This is a genomic window from Stenotrophomonas maltophilia group sp. Smal13 (genome assembly GCF_030236855.1).
Classification (GTDB): Bacteria; Pseudomonadota; Gammaproteobacteria; order Xanthomonadales; family Xanthomonadaceae; genus Stenotrophomonas; species Stenotrophomonas maltophilia_A.
This window is the reverse complement of the sequence record NZ_JASJSQ010000005.1, coordinates 1-18,340: the sequence shown is the minus strand read 5'-3', so window position 1 is coordinate 18,340 and position 18,340 is coordinate 1. Positions and strand designations below refer to the sequence as shown.

17 protein-coding genes and 1 pseudogene are annotated in these 18,340 nt (G+C 67.4%); 5 read left to right on the top strand and 13 right to left on the bottom strand.

What is annotated here, in order from left to right:
• Nucleotides 1-37 precede the first annotated feature (37 nt).
• The 5 genes and pseudogenes from QRO95_RS25290 to efp all read right to left on the bottom strand — a co-directional run bounded on the left by QRO95_RS25290 (nucleotide 38) and on the right by efp (nucleotide 4,294).
• A pseudogene (locus tag QRO95_RS25290) lies at nucleotides 38-742 on the bottom strand (phytoene/squalene synthase family protein).
• An 11-nt stretch (nucleotides 743-753) separates the two neighbouring features.
• Nucleotides 754-1,449 (bottom strand): phosphoglycolate phosphatase, encoded by a 696-nt coding sequence (locus QRO95_RS03045; RefSeq protein WP_110712927.1) that lies wholly within the window; start codon nucleotides 1,447-1,449, stop codon nucleotides 754-756.
• Nucleotides 1,446-2,162, bottom strand: coding sequence for a bifunctional 2-polyprenyl-6-hydroxyphenol methylase/3-demethylubiquinol 3-O-methyltransferase UbiG (ubiG, locus tag QRO95_RS03040; protein WP_049401248.1), 717 nt, complete (start codon nucleotides 2,160-2,162; stop codon nucleotides 1,446-1,448). Before ubiG ends, QRO95_RS03045 begins: the two co-directional genes overlap by 4 nt.
• A 24-nt stretch (nucleotides 2,163-2,186) precedes the next feature.
• Nucleotides 2,187-3,530 carry a TRZ/ATZ family hydrolase gene (locus QRO95_RS03035; RefSeq protein ID WP_053460913.1) on the bottom strand — a complete coding sequence of 448 codons (1,344 nt, stop codon included), beginning with the start codon at nucleotides 3,528-3,530 and terminating at the stop codon, nucleotides 2,187-2,189.
• Between the two features lie 197 nt (nucleotides 3,531-3,727).
• Nucleotides 3,728-4,294: an elongation factor P gene (efp, locus tag QRO95_RS03030; protein ID WP_014037874.1), complete on the bottom strand. Its 567-nt coding sequence runs from the start codon at nucleotides 4,292-4,294 to the stop codon at nucleotides 3,728-3,730.
• A gap of 96 nt (nucleotides 4,295-4,390) precedes the next feature.
• On the opposite strand from efp, the gene epmB reads away from it, so the two are divergent.
• Nucleotides 4,391-5,431, top strand: a complete 1,041-nt coding sequence (gene epmB, locus QRO95_RS03025; protein ID WP_285301635.1) for an EF-P beta-lysylation protein EpmB — start codon at nucleotides 4,391-4,393, stop codon at nucleotides 5,429-5,431.
• A 73-nt stretch (nucleotides 5,432-5,504) separates the two neighbouring features.
• On the opposite strand, the gene QRO95_RS03020 is transcribed toward epmB, so the two are convergent.
• The 3 genes from QRO95_RS03020 to QRO95_RS03010 all read right to left on the bottom strand — a co-directional run bounded on the left by QRO95_RS03020 (nucleotide 5,505) and on the right by QRO95_RS03010 (nucleotide 9,377).
• Nucleotides 5,505-7,631: a bifunctional diguanylate cyclase/phosphodiesterase gene (locus QRO95_RS03020; protein ID WP_032130248.1), complete on the bottom strand. Its 2,127-nt coding sequence runs from the start codon at nucleotides 7,629-7,631 to the stop codon at nucleotides 5,505-5,507.
• Nucleotides 7,628-8,530, bottom strand: coding sequence for a phosphate/phosphite/phosphonate ABC transporter substrate-binding protein (locus QRO95_RS03015; protein ID WP_032952775.1), 903 nt, complete (start codon nucleotides 8,528-8,530; stop codon nucleotides 7,628-7,630). The genes QRO95_RS03020 and QRO95_RS03015 overlap by 4 nt, the downstream gene beginning before the upstream one ends.
• 76 nt (nucleotides 8,531-8,606) lie before the next feature.
• Nucleotides 8,607-9,377, bottom strand: coding sequence for an RNA methyltransferase (locus tag QRO95_RS03010; RefSeq protein ID WP_049423915.1), 771 nt, complete (start codon nucleotides 9,375-9,377; stop codon nucleotides 8,607-8,609).
• A gap of 120 nt (nucleotides 9,378-9,497) precedes the next feature.
• On the opposite strand from QRO95_RS03010, the gene QRO95_RS03005 reads away from it, so the two are divergent.
• Nucleotides 9,498-10,325: an inositol monophosphatase family protein gene (locus tag QRO95_RS03005; protein WP_049401244.1), complete on the top strand. Its 828-nt coding sequence runs from the start codon at nucleotides 9,498-9,500 to the stop codon at nucleotides 10,323-10,325.
• 285 nt (nucleotides 10,326-10,610) lie between these two features.
• Here QRO95_RS03005 and QRO95_RS03000 read toward each other — a convergent pair whose 3' ends face one another.
• Together QRO95_RS03000 and htpX are read right to left on the bottom strand one after the other, a co-directional pair.
• Nucleotides 10,611-10,844, bottom strand: a complete 234-nt coding sequence (locus QRO95_RS03000; RefSeq protein ID WP_285301634.1) for a hypothetical protein — start codon at nucleotides 10,842-10,844, stop codon at nucleotides 10,611-10,613.
• Between the two features lie 173 nt (nucleotides 10,845-11,017).
• Nucleotides 11,018-11,884 (bottom strand): protease HtpX, encoded by an 867-nt coding sequence (gene htpX / locus QRO95_RS02995; RefSeq protein WP_049457138.1) that lies wholly within the window; start codon nucleotides 11,882-11,884, stop codon nucleotides 11,018-11,020.
• A gap of 93 nt (nucleotides 11,885-11,977) precedes the next feature.
• On the opposite strand from htpX, the gene gluQRS reads away from it, so the two are divergent.
• The 3 genes from gluQRS (at nucleotide 11,978) to phaR (ending at nucleotide 14,379) form a co-directional block, all read left to right on the top strand.
• On the top strand, nucleotides 11,978-12,898 hold the full coding sequence (gluQRS, locus tag QRO95_RS02990) for a tRNA glutamyl-Q(34) synthetase GluQRS (RefSeq protein WP_285301633.1): 921 nt from the start codon (nucleotides 11,978-11,980) through the stop codon (nucleotides 12,896-12,898).
• Between the two features lie 17 nt (nucleotides 12,899-12,915).
• Nucleotides 12,916-13,656, top strand: a complete 741-nt coding sequence (gene phbB / locus QRO95_RS02985) for an acetoacetyl-CoA reductase (protein ID WP_049423910.1) — start codon at nucleotides 12,916-12,918, stop codon at nucleotides 13,654-13,656.
• Nucleotides 13,657-13,839: 183 nt separating this feature from the next.
• Complete coding sequence (phaR, locus tag QRO95_RS02980) at nucleotides 13,840-14,379, top strand: polyhydroxyalkanoate synthesis repressor PhaR (RefSeq protein ID WP_032130258.1); 540 nt, start codon at nucleotides 13,840-13,842, stop codon at nucleotides 14,377-14,379.
• Nucleotides 14,380-14,453: 74 nt separating this feature from the next.
• On the opposite strand, the gene QRO95_RS02975 is transcribed toward phaR, so the two are convergent.
• Genes QRO95_RS02975 through mutL form a run of 3 tightly spaced genes read right to left on the bottom strand, consistent with a single transcriptional unit; the run spans nucleotide 14,454 to nucleotide 18,260 of the window.
• Nucleotides 14,454-15,407 (bottom strand): TraB/GumN family protein, encoded by a 954-nt coding sequence (locus QRO95_RS02975; protein WP_285301632.1) that lies wholly within the window; start codon nucleotides 15,405-15,407, stop codon nucleotides 14,454-14,456.
• 1 nt (nucleotide 15,408) lies between these two features.
• Complete coding sequence (locus tag QRO95_RS02970; protein WP_049401240.1) at nucleotides 15,409-16,341, bottom strand: DUF1684 domain-containing protein; 933 nt, start codon at nucleotides 16,339-16,341, stop codon at nucleotides 15,409-15,411.
• Between the two features lie 11 nt (nucleotides 16,342-16,352).
• The gene (gene mutL / locus QRO95_RS02965) at nucleotides 16,353-18,260 is read right to left on the bottom strand and encodes a DNA mismatch repair endonuclease MutL (RefSeq protein ID WP_121505054.1); all 1,908 of its coding nucleotides are present in this window, start codon (nucleotides 18,258-18,260) and stop codon (nucleotides 16,353-16,355) included.
• Nucleotides 18,261-18,340 lie beyond the last annotated feature (80 nt).

Sequence of the window (18,340 nt, the reverse complement as noted above, 5' to 3'; positions counted from 1 at the left end):
CGGTAGCGCCGGGCCATGCCCGGCGAGCGCAGCGGCATCAGCCGCGCGCAGCCCACCACACACGCAGCAGGGTGCGTACCGGCGTGGCTTCGATCGGCTTGCCTGCCGCCTGCGCGGCAACGCGTGCACGCGCCAGGCTGGACCACACGCGGCGCGGCCGCGGGCCGGGCACGCGGCTGCCCCAGCCCTTCAACAGATGCTGCGCCCAGCGCTGTGCGGCCGTGCTGGCATCACCGTCCAGCAGGCTGCGCGGCACACCGGCTACGCCGGCATCCTGCAGGCGCTGGGCCAGGGTCTGCAGCTGCACCGCACGACCGGCGCCAGTTCGCGGCTTGTCCGCGAACAGGGCTGCCTCCACCGCAGCCACGGCTTCAGCGTAATGGGCCAGCGCACGCTCGGCACCGGCTGCATCCAGCGCGACGGTACGCGCTTCAACCAGATCGGGCAGCGCTTCGGCCAGTTGCGCCCACGGCGCACGCACCGGCTCCAGCAGGCGGCCCAGCGGGTGGCGCGAACGATGCGCGGCCCAGCTGCGCAGCTCCTCGCCCTACCACGCCAGCTTGGCGTCGGCCGGCAACGGGTCGCCGCTGGTGTTGAGCATGTCGTCGAATTCCTGCAGCAGCGCGAACCACGCCACCGCAAGCTCGCGTTGCGATTCGGCCACGAACGGGGCGGCCACCGACCATTCCGGCCAACGGCTGCGCCACTTGTCGAGGAAACTGTCCAGCGCGGTACTGCTCACTACGTGATTCCTTACGGCTGGGCCGGGGCTGCCGGCCGGGTCGGCCAGAGGCTGGCCAGTTGCAGAAGTTCGGCGTTCTCGACCAGCACGTCGGCCTGCCAGGCCAGCGGATCGTCGCTGTGCAGGCGATAGCCCCACAACGCCGCCACCGACGGCATGGCCGCGGCACGCGCGGCGATGATGTCGCGCTCGTCGTCACCCACGTACACGCAGTCTTCGGCGGCAATGCCGATGGCCTGCGCGGCGTGCAGCAACGGCAGCGGATGCGGCTTGCGTTCGGCCAGGCTGTCACCACCCACCAGTACCGCACAGCGCTGCTGCCAGCCGTGCTGCGGCAGGATCAAGCGCGCCAGGTATTCAGGCTTGTTGGTGACAATGCCCCACACCGTACCGGCATCGTCCAACGCGGCGAGCATGCCGGCCACGCCATCAAACAGCACTGCGTGCTGGCCGATCAATGCTTCGTAGCGCTGCAGGAATTCCGGGATCAGCGCGTCACGTGCGGCAACGTCCAGTTCCGGGAACGCAGCCGAGACCATCGCCCGCGAGCCCTTCGACACCACCGGGCGCAGCGCGGCCGGATCGATGGGTGCGCGTCCACGCTCGGCCAGCATCGCGTCGCAGGTGGCGACGAAGTCCGGCGCGCTGTCCAGCAGGGTGCCGTCCAGATCGAACAGCACCGCGCGCGGGAAGCGGGCCGCGGTCATGCCGGCTTGACCGCGTAGGCCAGGTAGTTGATGTCGGTACGGCTGCTCAGGCGGGCCTGGTTGCGCCACGGCTCGTAGGCCATGCCGCTGACATCCACCAGCTGCATGTCGGCCTCGCGCAGCCAGCGCGCCAGCTCGGCAGGCTTGATGAATTCCTGGTAGTGGTGCGTGCCCTTGGGCAGCAGCCGCGCCACGTACTCGGCGCCGACGATCGCCACCGCGAAGGCGGCGGCGGTGCGGTTGATGGTCGACAGGAACAGGTGGCCGCCCGGCTTCAGCAGGCGCTTGCAGGCCTCGATGATCGCGCCCGGGTCGGGCACGTGCTCGAGCATTTCCATGCAGGTGACCACATCGAAGCTGCCCGGCTGCTCGGCGGCCAGATCTTCGGCAGCCTGCACCCGGTAATCGACCTTGGCGCCGCTTTCCAGCGCATGCAGGCGCGCGACCTTGACCAGTTCCGGGGCCAGGTCGATGGCGGTGACGTCAGCACCGGCCTGGGCCAGCGCTTCACTCAACAGGCCGCCACCACAACCGATGTCGAGCACGCGGGCACCGCGCAGCGGCACGCGATCGGCCACGTACTGCAGGCGCACCGGGTTCAGCGCATGCAGCGGCTTCTGCGGGCCGTCAGCGTCCCACCAGCGGTTGGCCAGCGCGGCGAACTTGTCCAGCTCGGCCTGATCGAAATTGGAGGAAGCGTGGGGGGCAGTCATGAGGGGTCCTTGCGGCGCCGGGGTTCAGGCGCGGATATGACGGATGCGCTCGCGCCACTGGCGCGCGTTGGCGATGATGCCCGGCAGGTCCATGCCGACCAGCTCGCGCTGCACCAGCTTCGGCTTGCCGGCGATCCAGACATCGCTGACCTGCTGGCGGCCGGTGGCGTACACCAGCTGCGACAGGACGTTGTGCAGCGGCTGGGTTTCCAGCGCGGACAGGTCGACGCAGACCAGATCGGCCTGCTTGCCGACTTCGATGGAACCGATGCGGTCGCCGAAGCCCAGTGCGCGGGCGCCACCCAGGGTGGAGGCGCGCAGCGTGGTCGCCGCATCGAGCGCGGTCGCATCGTCGGCCACGGCCTTGGCCAGGATCGCCGCGGTGCGGTTCTCGCTGAACATGTCCAGGTCGTTGTTGCTGGCGCAGCCATCGGTGCCGATCGCCAGGTTCACGCCGGCGCGCTGCAGGGCGCAGGCCGGGCAGAAACCAGAGGCCAGCTTCAGGTTCGATTCCGGGCAGTGCACCACGCTGACGCCACGTTCGGCGCACAGGTGGATTTCCGCATCGGTCAGCTGGGTCATGTGCACCGCGATCAGGCGGTCGTTGACCAGGCCGAGCCGATCCAGCCGCGCCAGCGGGCGCTGGCCGTGCAGCTTGATCGAATCGTTGATCTCCTGCGCGGTCTCGTGGGTGTGCAGGTGCACCTGCATGTCGAGCTGGTCGGACAGCATCCGCACCCGCTCGAAGTTGGCATCGTTGACCGTGTAGGGCGCATGCGGCGCGAACGCGGTGCCGATCAGCGGATCGGTGCGCCACTGGTCGTGCAGTTCACCGGCCTTGGCAAAGTATTCGTCATCGGTCTTGGCCCAGGCGGTGGGGAAATCGATGATGACCGCGCCCACCAGCGCGCGGAAACCGTGCTTCTTGTAGACCGCGGCCTGCACGTCGCCGAAGAAGTAGTTCTCGTTGGCACAGGTGGTACCGCCGCGCAGCATCTCGGCGATGGCCAGAGTGGTGCCGTCGGCAACGAATTCGGGGCCGATCACCGCCGCTTCCACCGGCCAGATGTGCTGCTGCAGCCAGGTCATCAGCGGCAGGTCGTCGGCGACGCCGCGCAGCAGCGTCATCGGGTTGTGCGTGTGCGCATTGACCAGGCCCGGCATCAGGGCAGCCTCGGGGCGGCTCACCACCTGGGCGGCGCGGAACCGCGCGCGCGCCTCGGCACGCGGCAGGATGGCCACGATTTCACTGCCACGCACGGCAACGGCATGGTCTTCCAGCACCACCGCGTGCGGCTCGATCGGAACGACGTAACCGGCTTCGATGAGCAGGTCGCAGGCTTCGGGGAGGTGCGGGCTATCGCTCATGCGGGCTCACTGGCTGTGGGGCGAGATACTTCTGGGGGACACGCCCCTGAGTCAGGGGCTGCCGCGAAGCGGCGGGGTCTGGAGACTCGTGAAGCGGGGCCCATGATCTGCCGAAGCAGATCATGGGAGCGCCAGCGCGAATGCGATGGCGCGTACCCGGCCAGCGGCCGGCACTACCGTAATCCGGCTGCGCCGGATTACTTGACGCGTGCGGAGTATTCGCCCGAACGGGTGTCGACGCGGATCACTTCTTCCTGGTTCACGAACAGCGGCACGCGGACCACGGCGCCGGTTTCCAGGGTGGCCGGCTTGCCGCCGCCGCCCGAGGTGTCGCCACGGACGCCCGGATCGGTTTCGGTGATCTTCAGTTCAACGAAGTTCGGCGGCTGCACGAAGATCGGCTCACCGTTCCACAGGGTGACCACGCAGGACTCTTCGCCCTTCAGCCACTTCTCGGCGCCGCCCATGCCGGCCTTGGTGGCCTGGACCTGCTCGAAGGATTCCGGGTCCATGAAGTGCCAGTACTCACCGTCGCTGTACATGAAGTTCATGTCGGTATCGACGACGTCGGCTGCATCCAGCGAGTCGGTCGACTTCATGGTGACTTCCTGGGTACGGCCGTCCTTGATCAGGCGGTACTTCACGCGGGTGAAGGCCTGGCCCTTGCCCGGCTTGACGTATTCGGTGTCGATGATGACGGCCGGTTGGTTGTTGACCAGGATCTTCATCCCGTTCTTGACGTCGTTCATGCCGTAGCTGGCCATGCGTAAACTCCTGAGTGGCAAAAACGCCGCGGGTGCGGCGAGCCGTTAGAATGGAAAGCCCACCGGATGCCGGTGGGCGACTGTTTTTCTGCCCCCATGATAACCGCAGGCCCCCTCTCCATGCAGCTTTCCGCCTTCCCACGGCCCCAGTCGCCAGGTACGCCCGCGCGCTGGCAGCAGCTCTGGCGCCAGGCGCTGCGTGACCCGCACGCCCTGCTGGCCCGGCTGCAGCTGGACCCGGCCGCGCTGGGCGTCTCGGAGGCGGCCATGGCACAGTTCGCGCTGCGCGTACCGGAGGGCTTCGTGGCCCGCATGCGCCCCGGCGATGCGGCCGACCCGCTGCTGCGCCAGGTGCTGCCGGTCGACGAGGAAATGCGTCCGGCACCCGGGTTCAGCTTCGACGCGGTGGGCGATGGCGCGGCCAAGAAGGCCACCGGGGTCATCCAGAAATACCGCGGTCGCGCCCTGCTGGTCGCCACCGGCAGCTGCGCGATCAACTGCCGCTACTGCTTCCGCCGCCACTTCGACTATGGCGCGGAAAACGCCGCCAAGGGCGGCTGGCAGGAGGCCGTAGCCGCCATCGCCGCTGACCCGGACATTGACGAAGTGATCCTGTCCGGCGGTGACCCGCTGTCACTGGCCACCCACAAGCTGGTCGAACTGACCGATGCGCTGCGCGGAATCCCGCACCTGCGCCGCCTGCGCATCCACAGCCGCCTGCCGATCGTGCTGCCGGAACGGGTGGACGAGGAGCTGCTGGCCTGGCTGGGCAGCCTGCCCTGGCCGCTGGCGATCGTGGTCCACGCCAATCACGCCAATGAATTCGACGCCAGCGTGGACGCAGCGATGGCCCGCCTGCGCGGTACCGGCGCCCAGCTGCTGAACCAGGCGGTGTTGCTGCGCGGGGTCAACGACAGCGTGCAGGCCCTGCAGGACCTGAGCGAGCGCAGCTTTGCTGCTGGCGTGCTGCCCTATTACCTGCACCAGCTGGACCGGGTCGAGGGCGTGGCCCACTTCGAAGTGGACGACACCCAGGCCAAGGCGCTGATTGCCGGCCTGACCGCACGCCTGTCCGGCTACCTGATCCCCAAGCTGGTGCGCGAACTGCCCGGCGACCCAAGCAAGCGCCCGCTGTAACAAAAAAGGGGACGGAGGGAATTAAGTCGCTTATGCATTTGCGACTTAATTCCCTCCGTCCCCTTTTTGGGGGTCAGACGCCCGATTCGATCATCCGCACCACTTCGGTGGCGGTCACCGGGTGGCTCAGCCAGTAGCCCTGGCCAAGGTCGCAGCCGCGCTGCGCCAGCAGCTCGAACTGTGCCTGCTGCTCGATGCCCTCGGCCACCACGGTGATGCCCAGCGCGTGGGCCATGGCGATGATCGCCGTGGTCAGCGCAAGGTCGTCAGGATCGCGCTGCATGTCGGCAACGAAGCTCTTGTCGATCTTCACGCCGTCCACGGGCACCTGGCGCAGATGACTGAGCCCGGAGAAGCCCGTACCGAAATCGTCCAGCCACACCTTCACGCCGGTGCGGTGCAGCTTGTCCAGCAGCTGCGCGGCAACCATCTCGTCGCCGATCACGGCGGTTTCGGTCAGCTCCAGGTGCAGGCGCGACGCCGGCAGCCCGGACTCATGCAGGCACTGCGCGACCAGTGCCGGCAGTTCGCCGCCACGCAGCTGCCGCGGTGACACGTTGACCGACACGAACAGATCATCGCCCGCTGCCCCGCGCGGCCACTGCGAGGCCTCCATGCAGGCCGCACGCAGCACCTTCGGGCCGATGATCTCGATCAGGCCACTCTGCTCGGCCACCTCGATGAACACCGAGGGCGGGATCGTGCCCAGTGTCGGATGCTGCCAGCGCAGCAGTACTTCAACGCCGACCATGCGGCGGTCGCGCATGCGGAAGATCGGCTGGTAGGCCAGGCGCAGCTCACCGCGCTCCCAGGCGCCGCGCAGCTCCTGTTCCATATGCACGCGACGCTCGACCGCATGGTCCATCGCCCGGCTGTAATAGCGATAGCAGTTCTTGCCGGCCATCTTCGCCTGGTACATGGCGATGTCGCCGTTCTTCAGCAGCGTGGTCGCATCGGCAGCATCGTCGGGGAACAGGGTCACGCCGATCGAGGTGCCCAGGAACAGTTCCCTGCCCTGCACCACCAGCGGCTTGCCCAGCTCGCGCACCAGCACTTCGGCCAGCAGCCGCGCATTGGCCGCCACGTCGCCATCTCCGACCAGGATCACGAACTCGTCGCCGCCGAAGCGGGCCAGCAGGGCTTCATCGCCCCCGGCCTCGGTGACCGCGCGGCCGATACGCTGGGCGAACTGCAGCAATGCCTCATCGCCGGCCTCGTGGCCAAGGGTGTCATTGACCCGCTTGAAATCGTCGATATCGGCGAACAGAAGGCCCAGCCGGTGATTGGCGGCACGGGCCGCCATCAACCGATGATCAAGCGCCTCGCGGAATGCCAGCCGGTTGGTCAGCCCGGTCAGCGCGTCGGTATAGGCCATGCGCCGCACTTCGCGGTCATGGCGTGCGATCGCATCGCGCATCCGGGCGAAACCGCGGACCAGTTCGCCGACCTCGTCGTCGCGGGTGTTCTCGGCCAAGGGTGTCTGGTAGTCACCGGCCTCGATGCGGCGGGCGGCGACGGCAAGATCACGGATCGGCGCGACCAGGGTGCGCTGCACGTACAGGATCACCACCACGCCGATCACCACCAGCAGGCCCAGCATCAGCAGCAGCCAGCCCAGGTGACGGCTGCCGACCTGCTGCAGGCGCTCGCCCAGGGTGGCGTTGGCCGCCTGCTCGCGCTGCTGCACCTCATCCAGCGCCATGCCGACCCGGACGCCGCCAATGCGCTGGTTGCCGATCATGATCGGCATGGTGTTGTCGAGCACCTTCGGTGACTCCTGCACGACCAGCATCTGCGCGGCCGCGGCCTTGGGTGCCAGTGGATCGGCCATCGGCTGACCGAATCCAGACACCTCGACCGAGCCATCGTGTACCAACCGGCCGCGTTCATCGAACACCAGTACATAGCGCACCACGGGCTGGCGCGCGGTACTGCGCACCAGTACGCCCACCTGGTCCAGGTCACGGTAGTACAACGGGTTGGCCAGCGCGTCGGACAGCTCACGCGCCATCGCCTCGCCGCGGCTGCGCACGCTGCGGTCGAACAATTCATGGATGACGCCGCCGCTGAGGTTGCGCACCTCGCCCTGCATCGCGGCCTGCCGCCCCAACAACACCGCAAGGATCGCGATCACCACGACCATCGCCCCGCCCATCGCGAGCAGGAACCGGGCCTGCATCCCCGAGCCAAGCCACTTCATTCCACTTCCATCCGCACGCGCGTCAATCCTTGTTTCAATTCATCCAACCGCTGCTGCGCATGCGCATCGACGCGGTGGAACCCGGAAGTGCCAAAAAACCGATGCAGCGCCCCCTGTGCCTGCGGGTCGCTGGCTGCCTGCAGCAGCACTTCCTGCAGGCGATCGCGCACGCGTGGATCAAGGTCGGCGCGGACCATCTCCACCGCACGCGGGTAGGGCTCGGTGCGCAGCAGCTCGCGGAAGTCGCGCCGGAACGCTGCCGGCATCCGCCGCTCGTCGTTCCAGTCCACGCTGCTCACCGCCCCCACGTCAACCACCCCCTTGTGCACGAACGTCGCGATGTTCAGCTCGCTGCGTGCAAACACGTAACCCACACTGTCCCGGCCCGGCATGTCCCATGCACCGGCCAGGATCTGGGGCGACAGGCCCTCCTGCAGCAACGTCATCACCGGCACCAGATAGGCACTGGTGGACGCCGTGTTCTGCAGGGCCAGGCGATGGCCCCGCAGATCCTGCACGCGCTGGATCGGGCTGTCGCGGCGCACGAAGAACACCGTCTGGTAATCACGCACGCCGTTGCGCTCGGTCAGCAGCAGTGGACGGGCGCCACTGCGCTGGCCCAGCGCCACCGCCGTACCGGAGGTTTCCGTGACCCAGTCGACCCTGCCCCGCCGCAGATAGCTGGCCATCTGCTGCGGGTCGCGTGCCATCAGGATCCTCCCCTCCTTGATGCCAACGTCGTGCATGCGCGCCACCACGTAGTCCAGCAATGGTTGCAGCTGCTCGTAATGGGCCTTGGGATCATCGCTGATCCGGCCCAGCACCAGCACCGGGTCCGGTGCTGCACGCACCGTCCCGGCCAGCAGGACCATGGCCAGGCTCAGCAGTCCCCCCTGCATTGCCTTTCGCAGACCCGACACAGGCTTCATCCCCCCTGGGTATCCGGACAGACTACCCGAAAAAATGAGAACGTCGTCAGCTGTCCTTGCCGCCTGCCTGGGCCAGTCGCGCCATGCGCTGGGTGTCGGCGAGGATGCCGCGCAGCAGGCGCACTTCCTGCTCGCTCGGCTCACTGCGCAGGAACAGGCGGCGCAGCTTGCGCATCGCCGATTCCGGGGCGCGGCCCTTGTGGAAATCGATCTCGTCCAGCGTGTCGCCAAGCTGGGCGAAGAAGCTCTCCATCTGCTCGTGGCTGGCCGCCTGTTCGCGGAAGCCGGGCTCGGCATCGGTGGCCGGCTGCGCGCCCAGCAGCTGCATGCGCGTTTCATAGGCCAGCACCTGCACGGCGGCAGCCAGGTTGAGCGAGCTGAACTCCGGGTCGGACGGGATGTGCACCGCTGCATGGCAGAGCTGCAGTTCCTCGTTGGTCAGGCCGGTGCGCTCACGGCCGAACACCAGCGCCACCTCGGCGCCCTCGCCGGCCTTGGCCACCGCGCGGGCAGCGGCATCGGCCGGCAGGTACTCCTCCAGCTGGACGCGGCGTGCGCGGGCGGTGCAGCCCAGCACCAGGCGGCAATCGGCCACCGCCTCGGCCAGGGTGGCCACCACCGGGGCATCCCCCAGCACGTCTTCGGCACCGGCCGAGCGGCGGAAGGCCTCCTCGTCCAGTGGCTTTTCGGGGGCAACCAGCACCAGGCGGGCCAGGCCCATGGTCTTCAGGGCGCGGGCGGCGGCGCCCATGTTGCCGGGGTGCTGGGTACCGACCAGGACGAATCGGAGGCGGGTGGCGGCAGGAAACTGGGACATGAACAGGGAAAAGGTCGAGCTGGACGATGACCAATGGTAAACTGTGCGGCCGGCCACTGCGCCGGACCCGCTCTTTTCCCCCGCCAGTCCATCTCTTCTGCCTTTCCGGGAGCCCACGCCATGCAGAAACCCGCCGTAACCGTCATGGTCAAGGCCGCCCGCCTCGCCGGCAACGTCCTGTTGCGCAACATCAACAAGCTCGAGGCACTGAACGTGGTGCAGAAGGGCCGGATGGACTACGCCAGCGAAGTGGATGCGGACGCGGAAAAGGTCATCGTCAAGGAACTCAAGCGCGCCTACCCCGAATACGGTGTATTCGGCGAGGAAGGCGGCGTGCAGGGCGAGCGTCGCCACATGTGGGTCATCGACCCGCTGGACGGCACCAGCAACTACCTGCGCGGCGTGCCGCACTACTGCGTGTCGATCGCCCTGGTCGAGAACGGCGAGCCGACCGATGCGGTCATCTTCGACCCGCTGCGCAATGAACTGTTCACCGCCAGCCGTGGCGCCGGCGCCGTGCTGAACGACCGCCGCATCCGCGTGGCCGAACGCAAGGATCTGGAAGGCACCATGATCCACACCGGCTTCGCTCCGCGTGAGCGCAACCGCGCCAGCGCTCAGCTGAAGGCGGTCGACGCCCTGCTGGTGCACGGCGAAGACATCCGCCGCACCGGCTCGGCTGCACTGGACCTGGCCTACGTGGCCTGCGGCCGCGCCGACGCCTACTTCGAAGCCGGCGTGAAGGCCTGGGACATCGCTGCCGGCCTGCTGCTGGTCCGCGAGGCCGGTGGCAAGGTCTGCGACTTCAAGGGCGCGACCCTGGGCCGCATGGACAACCGCGGTCCGGAGACCCACCAGATCGTGGCCGGCAACCTGAAGGTGGCCGAGTCGCTGCAGAAGGTGCTGGTCAACACCGGTTACGCGGCGGAGTTCGACGCGAAGTTCTGATCTGCGCGTAGACGCGGTTCATGGAGACGGCACCTGCGAAGGTGCCGTTTTCGTTTGTGCGCACGGAGATTCGTTTCCGCGACCGCGGAGGGGTGTCACTTTCTTTGCGCGCAAAGAAAGTAACCAAAGAAACGCTCCGCCAGCCGCGAGCCGTCGCTACGCGCCGGTACCCTGCGCTTCTCGGCGAATCAGGGGACGGCGCCGAACTCGCTGCGCTCAAACATCGGCGCCTCTTCGCCCCTGATTCCCCTGCGATGCTCGGCTCGCTTGAAGGCGGACCCAAGGTCAAATGCCACAGCTGCACCCAGTAGGTCCACGCCATGCGTGGATGCCGTTGCCGTTGCCGTTGCCGTTGCCGTTGCCGTTGCCGTTGCCGTTGATCTTGACCTTCCAGTCCGCCTTGAGCGAGCCGAGCACCGCAGGTCCGGCGAGGGCGAAGAGGTGCGGGTGTCTGAGCGCAGCGAGTTCCCGCACCGTCCCTCGACGGACCGAGGAGCGCAGGGTACCGATGCGCAGCATCGGCTCGCGCCCCGGCGGCGTGTTTCTTTGGTTACTTTCTTTGCACGAGCAAAGAAAGTGACACCCCTCCGCGGTCGCGGAAATGATCCCGGCACCACCGATGCGTGCGCGCACAAACAAAAACGCCCGGCGCGAGGCCAGGCGTTCCTGCGCTACCGTGGAAGTACGGAGGCTTACGCCACCGTCGACGCCCGCAGCGCGGCGATGCGCTCTTCCAGCGGCGGGTGACTCATGAACAGCTTCTTCGCCGTCGAACCGGCAATACCGAACGCCGCGATCTGCGTCGGCAGCGTGCTCTGGCCGTGGTTGAGCTGCAGGCGCTCCAGCGCGGCGATCATCTTCTGGCGGCCGGCGAGCGAGGCACCGCCTGCGTCGGCGCGGAACTCGCGATGGCGCGAGAACCACATCGAGATCATGGTGGCGAACAGGCCGAACACCATCTCCAGCACGAACACGATGATGTAGTACGCAAAGCCGCGGCCGCCGCCTTCGCGGTTGCCCGACAGCGCGCTGTCGATGATGCCGCCAACCACGCGCGCCAGCACGATCACGAAGGTGTTCAGCACACCCTGCAGCAACGCCATGGTGATCATGTCACCGTTGGCGACGTGGGCGATCTCGTGGCCCAGCACCGCTTCGGCTTCGTCTTCGCTCATGTTGTGCAGCAGGCCGGTGGACACCGCCACCAGCGCGTTGTTGCGGTTGGCACCGGTGGCGAAGGCATTGATCTCCGGACCTTCGTACACGGCCACTTCCGGCATGCCGATGCCGGCCGCCTTGGCCTGGCGCTCGACGGTAGCCAGCAGCCAGCGCTCGGTCTGGTTGCGCGGCTCGGTGATGACCACCGCACCGGTGGAGCGCTTGGCCATCCACTTGGACAGCAGCAGCGAGATGAAGGAGCCACCGAAACCGAAGATGCCGGCCATGATCAGCAGGCCGCTCATCTTGCTGGGGTCGGTTCCCAACAGCGACATCACGATGCTGGCCAGGATCAGCACGGCAAAGTTCGTGGCCAGGAAGAGGGCAATACGGGTGAACATGGGAAATTCCGGCTCGGAAGGGGTCGATATCGATCAATTTGCGGTGCGGTCAGCTTGAATTCAAGCGCCAACCTGACCGACGATTCAGCCAGCATGACCTCCCCCATTCCCTGCGGCCGTTTCGCCCCTTCGCCGACCGGCCTGCTCCACCCCGGATCCCTGCTCGCCGCCTTCGGCAGCTGGCTGCTCGCCCGCCATCACGGCGGCCTGTGGCGGCTGCGCGTCGAAGACGTCGACCCGCCGCGCACCGTGCCCGGTGCGGCGGAATCACAGCTGCAGGCGCTGGCCGCGTTCGGCCTGGTCCACGATGGCCCGGTACTCTGGCAGAGCACGCGCGGCGAGGCCTACCAGGCCGCGCTGGATGAACTGCTCGCCAGCGACCAGGCCTTTGTCTGCCACTGCAGCCGCAGCGAGCTGGCTGCCAGCGGCGGCATCCATCACCGCTGCGTAGCCCGGCAACCACGACCGGACCCGGCCGTCCGCTTCCGCGTGCCGCCCGGCAGCCTTGTGCACTTCGACGATGGCCTGCGCGGCCCGCAGCAGCAGGACGTGCATGCCGAGGTCGGCGACTTCGTGCTGCGCCGCGCCGATGGCTGTTGGGCCTACCAGCTGGCGGTGGTGGTCGATGACGCCGCGCAGGGGGTGACCGAAGTGGTGCGCGGTGCCGACCTGCTCGACTCCACCGCACGGCAGATCCTGCTGCAGCAGGCGTTGGGCCTGGCGGTGCCGCGCTACTGGCACTTGCCGCTGCTGCTGGATACACCGGGCCACAAGCTGTCCAAGTCACTGGCGGCGCTGCCGGTGGATAGCGAATGCCCGCTGCCGGTGCTGCGCCAGCTCTGGCAGCTGCTCGGCCAAGCCCCTGAGGCGCTGGCGCAGGCACACGATCTGGACGCGCTGCTGGCCGCCGCTCGGCGGGCCCTCGACCCGGCGCGGTTGCCGCGTAGCGACATCCTGTTGCCTGCCGGCGCACTTTCCGCGCCGATGTTGCAGAATCACCCTTCCCCCACCTGATACCCGGACAGCACTCCATGACATCTCGCGTCGCACTGGTCACCGGCGGAACCGGCGGCATCGGTACCGCCATCTGCCAACGCCTGGCCGACCAGGGCCACCGGGTCGCCACCAACTACCGCGACGAGGCCAAGGCCCGCGCCTGGCAGCAGGCGATGACCGAACGCGGCTACAGCGTGTCGATCTTCCCGGGCGATGTCTCCGATCCGGACAGCGCCGAAGCACTGGTGCGCGCCGTCGAGGCCGAACTGGGTCCGGTCGAGATCCTGGTCAACAACGCCGGCATCACCCGCGATACCACCTTCCACCGCATGCGCGCGGACCAGTGGCACGATGTGATCAACACCAATCTCAATTCGGTGTTCAACGTCACCCGTCCGGTCATCGAGGGCATGCGCCGCCGCGGCTGGGGCCGGGTCATCCAGATCAGCTCGATCAACGGCCTGAAGGGCCAGTACGGTCAGGCCAACTACGCGGCGGCCAAGGCCGGCATGCACGGCTTCACCATCTCGCTGGCCCGCGAGAACGCCGGTTTTGGCATCACCGTCAACACCATTTCGCCCGGCTACGTCGCTACCGACATGGTGATGGCGGTGCCGGAGGAGGTGCGTGCCAAGATCATCGCCGACATCCCCACCGGACGCCTGGGCAAGCCGGAGGAAATCGCCTACGGCGTCTCGTTCCTGGTCGCCGATGAAGCCTCGTGGATCACCGGTAGCAACCTGGACATCAACGGCGGCCACCATATGGGTTGGTAAGCCGCGCAGCGGGCCATCGCGGCGAACGCCGCCGGCCCCTGCCAAGAGTCATGCTGCGCAGCACGCAAACCCTTGTTGCGCAACATGATCGCCGCCGAAAGCCAAGCCTGGCGGGGGCTGAGGCGGTTGCAACGGCTGCTGCACTGCGCCATGCTGCGCGTCTACTGTGACGAGTACCGCTTCATGGCTGCGACCCGCATCATCAAGAAGTATCCGAACCGCCGTCTCTACGACACCGAGATCTCCAGCTACATCACCATCGAGGACGTGCGCCAGCTGATCCTGGACGGTGAAGACTTCGAAGTCCGCGACGCCAAGAGCGGCGACGATCTCACGCGATCGGTCCTGCTGCAGATCATCGCCGACCAGGAACAGGACGGCGAACCGATGCTGTCCACCCAGCTGCTGAGCCAGCTGATCCGCTTCTACGGCGATTCCCTGCAGGGCTTCATGGGCAACTACCTGGAGCGCAGCATGCAGGTCTTCCTCGACCAGCAGCAGCAGTTCCGCCAGCAGATGGGCAACCTGCTGGGCCAGACCCCGTGGGCGATGATGAACCAGCTGACCGAGCGCAACCTGGAGTTGTGGCAGGAATTCCAGCGCAACATGGGCACCGGCTTCGGTGGCCCGCGTCCGGGCGGCACCGGAACGGGAACCGGCGCAGGTACCGGCAACAAGCCGAACGAACCGGGCACCGGCACCGGTGGCAAGACCCGCCGCTGAGCTGCTGCAACGGCTGATACGAAAACGGCGCGCCCCTGGCGCGCCGTTTTGTTTGGCATCGCGCCAACGATACGTCAGCGTTTCGCCTTGCACCCCGTGCATACGCGCTCGACCTTGTAACCCTTCGCCTTCAGCTTCTCGACCACGCCGTCGTTGCCCAGCAGGTGCAGCGTGCCCACCACCACCAGCGTACCGCCCTGCCCTGCCTGCAGGTACGGCAGCAGCTTCGGCACCCAGGCGTCATTGCGGCCGGTATTGATGCGCTGATACAGCTGCGGATACTGCTGGCGCATTTCCGCCGCCATCCGGGTCCACAGCACGCGCTCGTCACCGCGGCGCCAGGCGTCGTGCAGCTGGCGTGCCTGCTCGTCGGCCTTGCCGGCCTGGTCCAGCGCTTCGGCCAGCATCTGCCGCTGTTCCTGCAGCGTCATTCCGTCGAGCATGCCGATCTGGGTGTCGATGTCTTCCAGTCCCGCAGTCTTGCGCCCGGTCTTCTGCGCACGCTCCATGAAGTGACGGTCCAGGCCCAGTGCCGGGTCCAGGCCCAGCTTCTGCATCTGCCCGACCGAAATGCTCAGGCCGACAAACCACGGCTTCATCCCCTGCATCTGCGCCAGCGGCAGCTTGTTTTCGGTGGCGAACACCTGCAGCTTCTGCCAGGTCGCGGCATCGAGATCGCGCTTGAGCTCGCTGCCATCGGTGCGCACCGCAGCCTGCACCATGCGGCTGGCCAACTGTGGCGACTGCATGTCTTCCGGCGACAGTTCGAACACGACCCGCTGCGAAGCCTCGAACGCCTGTTCGACATCGGGCGACAACGGGTAGTCCTGCGGCTTCAGCAGGTGGAAGGAACCGAGCAGGTAGAGGCGCGAATCGCCCGGACCGGTCACTTTCCACAGCAACGGCACCGGCGGCTTGGCCGCCGCTGCGCCAGTGGTATCGGCTTGCACGGTACGCGCTGCAACCAGCGGTGCCAGCGCACAGGCCGCCAACAGAACGGAGGCACGCAACAGGGATCTGATCGGCATATCAGCCTTCTCCTTCAGGCAGGTGGTACGCCTTCTCGCCTGCTTCCACACGCAGGTCCAACCGGTTTTCGGGTGGCGCCAACGGGCAGGTCGCGTAGGCGGTGAACGCACACGGTGGGTTGTAGGCATGGTTGAAATCGATGCGCACGGTGCCATCGGCAGCGGGGGCATCGGTATCCAGATAGCGACCGGCCGGATAGCTGCCACGGCCACTGGTGCGATCGGCAAAGATCAGGAACAGCGGCTGCCCCGGCGCACCGATCGCCTCCAGCCGCCAGCTGCGACCATCACGCTGGAACTCGACCGCGCCGGCATTGGGCATTTCGGTGGTCAGGCCGGTGATGTCGACGATGGGCAGGGTCTTGCCCGGCGGGTGCGCGATGAAGCGCGCCTGCACCTGCCAGTCCGGGCCGCCCGGCCAGTACTCCAGCCCACCGAAATCGCGACGTGCCGGCGCATCGGCGTGCTTGACCCGCAGCGCATCGCGCGGACCGCGGCGGATGATGCTGAGCTGGCCTTTGCCGCCATCGAAAGCCAGCAGCGTCGGCTGCGCATCCTTGTCGGTGTCGATGCGGATGCGGCCGCGCACCGGCTGGCCATCATGGCTGACATCCACACCGGCTTCGGGCGTGAACCACCATTGGCTGCCTTCACGGCGCAGCAGGCCCAGCTTGTCCGGCCCAACCGCCAGGCGGATGCCATTGGTCGCGCCGCTGCCGACGAAGTGGGATTTGTTCTGCAGCCAGTGCAGGCCGACCAGCGCGGTCCAGCCATCGGGCCGGGTCAGGTCCTGATAGCGTGCCACCCGCCACTGCTGCTGCTCGGCGGCATAGGACGGATCCTCCGCGGCCGAGGCCGGTGCCGGCGGCGTTGCCGGGCTGCAGGCGGCCAACACCAAAGCGGCCAGCAGGCCGCCCATTCCCCGATAACGCATCGATGCTCCCCTCAACGTCCGCGCAGGAACCAGCGGTCGATCTCCGCCAGCGAAAAACGGGCCCAGGTCGGCCGGCCGTGGTTGCACTGGCCGGACCGCTCGGTGATTTCCATGTCGCGCAGCAGCGCGTTCATTTCCGGCACGGTCAGGCGCCGGTTGGCGCGCACCGCCCCATGGCAGGCCATGGTCGACAGCAGTTCGTCGCGTGCACTGGCCACGCGCCGGCTCTGGCCGTGTTCGCGCAGGTCGGTCAGCACATCGCGCAGCAGGCCTTCCGGTTCGGCATGCGCCAGCAGCGCCGGAATGCTGCGCACGTGCAGCGCACCGGGACCGGCACGGGTCACTTCGAAGCCCAGTGCGGCCAGGGTTTCACTTTCATTCTCGGCGGTGTCGGCTTCGCGCTCGCCCACTGCGAGCGTGATCGGCACCAGCAGCGGCTGCGACTGCAGGCCGATGCCATCGTGCGCGTTCTTCAGCCGCTCGTAACCGATGCGTTCGTGTGCCGCATGCATGTCGACCACGATCAGGCCTTCGGCGTTCTCGGCCAGGATGTAGATGCCATGCAGCTGCGCGATCGCGTAGCCCAGCGGTGGCACGCCAGCGTCGGCACTGGTGACCGGCAGCCCGTTCTCGGTCGGCATCGGCGGCAGCGCAGCACCGCGTTCGGCGCCGGCCGGTGCGGCATACAGCGCGGCATAAGCCGCCGGTGCATCGGCCACCTGCAATCCCAGCGGTTGCTGCGGGCGCCAACCCGAGAATCCACCACCGCCACCACTCGAACCGGCCCCCGGTGCGGCACCGCGTACCAGACCGAAACCGGAGGCGCCCGCACTGGAGAGCATCGGTGCCGCGCCTGCATCCACCGGATGCGCGGAGCCGGCGCCGATGTCCTGCACCGACATGCCGGCGCGGGTATCGGCCAGCGCATCCTTCAGGGTGCGGTAGACGAAATCATGGACCAGCCGCGAGTCGCGGAAGCGCACCTCGTGCTTGGCCGGATGCACGTTGACGTCGACGCGGGTCGGGTCAAGTTCCAGGAACAGCACGTAGGCCGGTTGGCGGCCGTGATACAGCACATCGCCATAGGCCATCTTCACGGCGTGGGCGACGCTACGGTCGCGCACCGAGCGACCGTTGACGTACAGGTACTGCTGGTCGGCACTGGCCCGCGAATAATGCGGCTGCGCGATCCAGCCGTGCAGCCGCAGGCCGGCACCGCTGTGATCCACACGCACGGCCTGGTTGGCGAAATCCTCGCCCAGTGTTTCGGCCAGGCGCGCATCGGAATACAGATCGCCCGGCTTGTAGCGGCGCGAGGCCTTGCCGTTGTGCGACACGCGCAGTTCGACATCCGGCCGCGCCAGCGCCAGTGAACGCAGCCATTCTTCGATATGGCCCAGTTCGGTGCGTTCTGCGCGCAGGAACTTTCGCCGCGCCGGCACGTTGTAGAACAGCTCGCGCACTTCCACCGTGGTGCCGGGCGCATGCGCGCGCGGGGTCACTTCGCCGATCTTGCCGCCTTCGATCTGCAGTGCCGAACCATGTTCGTCATGTGCGCGGCGCGAGGACAGGGTGAAGCGGCTGACCGATGCGATCGAGGGCAGCGCCTCACCACGGAAGCCGAGCGTGGCCACCGATTCAAGATCGTCCAGATCGGCGATCTTGCTGGTGGCGTGGCGTGAGACCGCCAGTGGCAACTGTTCCGGTGCGATGCCACTGCCGTTGTCACGGATGCGGATCAGGCGGACACCGCCCTCTTCAAGATCGATATCAACGCGGCTGGCGCCGGCATCGATCGCGTTCTCGACCAGCTCCTTGACCACCGACGCGGGACGTTCGACCACTTCGCCAGCGGCGATCTGGTTGATGAGGATCTCCGGCAACGGCCGGATCGGGCGCGGATGGGTAGCAGACGTCATGCGGGGATGATAACGGAGCGGCCGAGGGTAGAGTCGAGATCCTATGTTCGCGGTCAAGCCTTCTGGAAGCAGGCTTGACC

Bases quoted from the DNA above. Each gene is read 5' to 3' on its own strand.
- QRO95_RS03045 (WP_110712927.1), bottom strand. From the start codon at position 1,449: ATGACCGCGGCCCGCTTCCCGCGCGCGGTGCTGTTCGATCTGGACGGC.
- ubiG (WP_049401248.1), bottom strand. From the start codon at position 2,162: ATGACTGCCCCCCACGCTTCCTCCAATTTCGATCAGGCCGAGCTGGAC.
- QRO95_RS03035 (WP_053460913.1), bottom strand. From the start codon at position 3,530: ATGAGCGATAGCCCGCACCTCCCCGAAGCCTGCGACCTGCTCATCGAA.
- efp (WP_014037874.1), bottom strand. From the start codon at position 4,294: ATGGCCAGCTACGGCATGAACGACGTCAAGAACGGGATGAAGATCCTG.
- epmB (WP_285301635.1), top strand. From the start codon at position 4,391: ATGATAACCGCAGGCCCCCTCTCCATGCAGCTTTCCGCCTTCCCACGG.
- QRO95_RS03020 (WP_032130248.1), bottom strand. From the start codon at position 7,631: ATGAAGTGGCTTGGCTCGGGGATGCAGGCCCGGTTCCTGCTCGCGATG.
- QRO95_RS03015 (WP_032952775.1), bottom strand. From the start codon at position 8,530: ATGCAGGGGGGACTGCTGAGCCTGGCCATGGTCCTGCTGGCCGGGACG.
- QRO95_RS03010 (WP_049423915.1), bottom strand. From the start codon at position 9,377: ATGTCCCAGTTTCCTGCCGCCACCCGCCTCCGATTCGTCCTGGTCGGT.
- QRO95_RS03005 (WP_049401244.1), top strand. From the start codon at position 9,498: ATGCAGAAACCCGCCGTAACCGTCATGGTCAAGGCCGCCCGCCTCGCC.
- QRO95_RS03000 (WP_285301634.1), bottom strand. From the start codon at position 10,844: ATGCTGCGCATCGGTACCCTGCGCTCCTCGGTCCGTCGAGGGACGGTG.
- htpX (WP_049457138.1), bottom strand. From the start codon at position 11,884: ATGTTCACCCGTATTGCCCTCTTCCTGGCCACGAACTTTGCCGTGCTG.
- gluQRS (WP_285301633.1), top strand. From the start codon at position 11,978: ATGACCTCCCCCATTCCCTGCGGCCGTTTCGCCCCTTCGCCGACCGGC.
- phbB (WP_049423910.1), top strand. From the start codon at position 12,916: ATGACATCTCGCGTCGCACTGGTCACCGGCGGAACCGGCGGCATCGGT.
- phaR (WP_032130258.1), top strand. From the start codon at position 13,840: ATGGCTGCGACCCGCATCATCAAGAAGTATCCGAACCGCCGTCTCTAC.
- QRO95_RS02975 (WP_285301632.1), bottom strand. From the start codon at position 15,407: ATGCCGATCAGATCCCTGTTGCGTGCCTCCGTTCTGTTGGCGGCCTGT.
- QRO95_RS02970 (WP_049401240.1), bottom strand. From the start codon at position 16,341: ATGCGTTATCGGGGAATGGGCGGCCTGCTGGCCGCTTTGGTGTTGGCC.
- mutL (WP_121505054.1), bottom strand. From the start codon at position 18,260: ATGACGTCTGCTACCCATCCGCGCCCGATCCGGCCGTTGCCGGAGATC.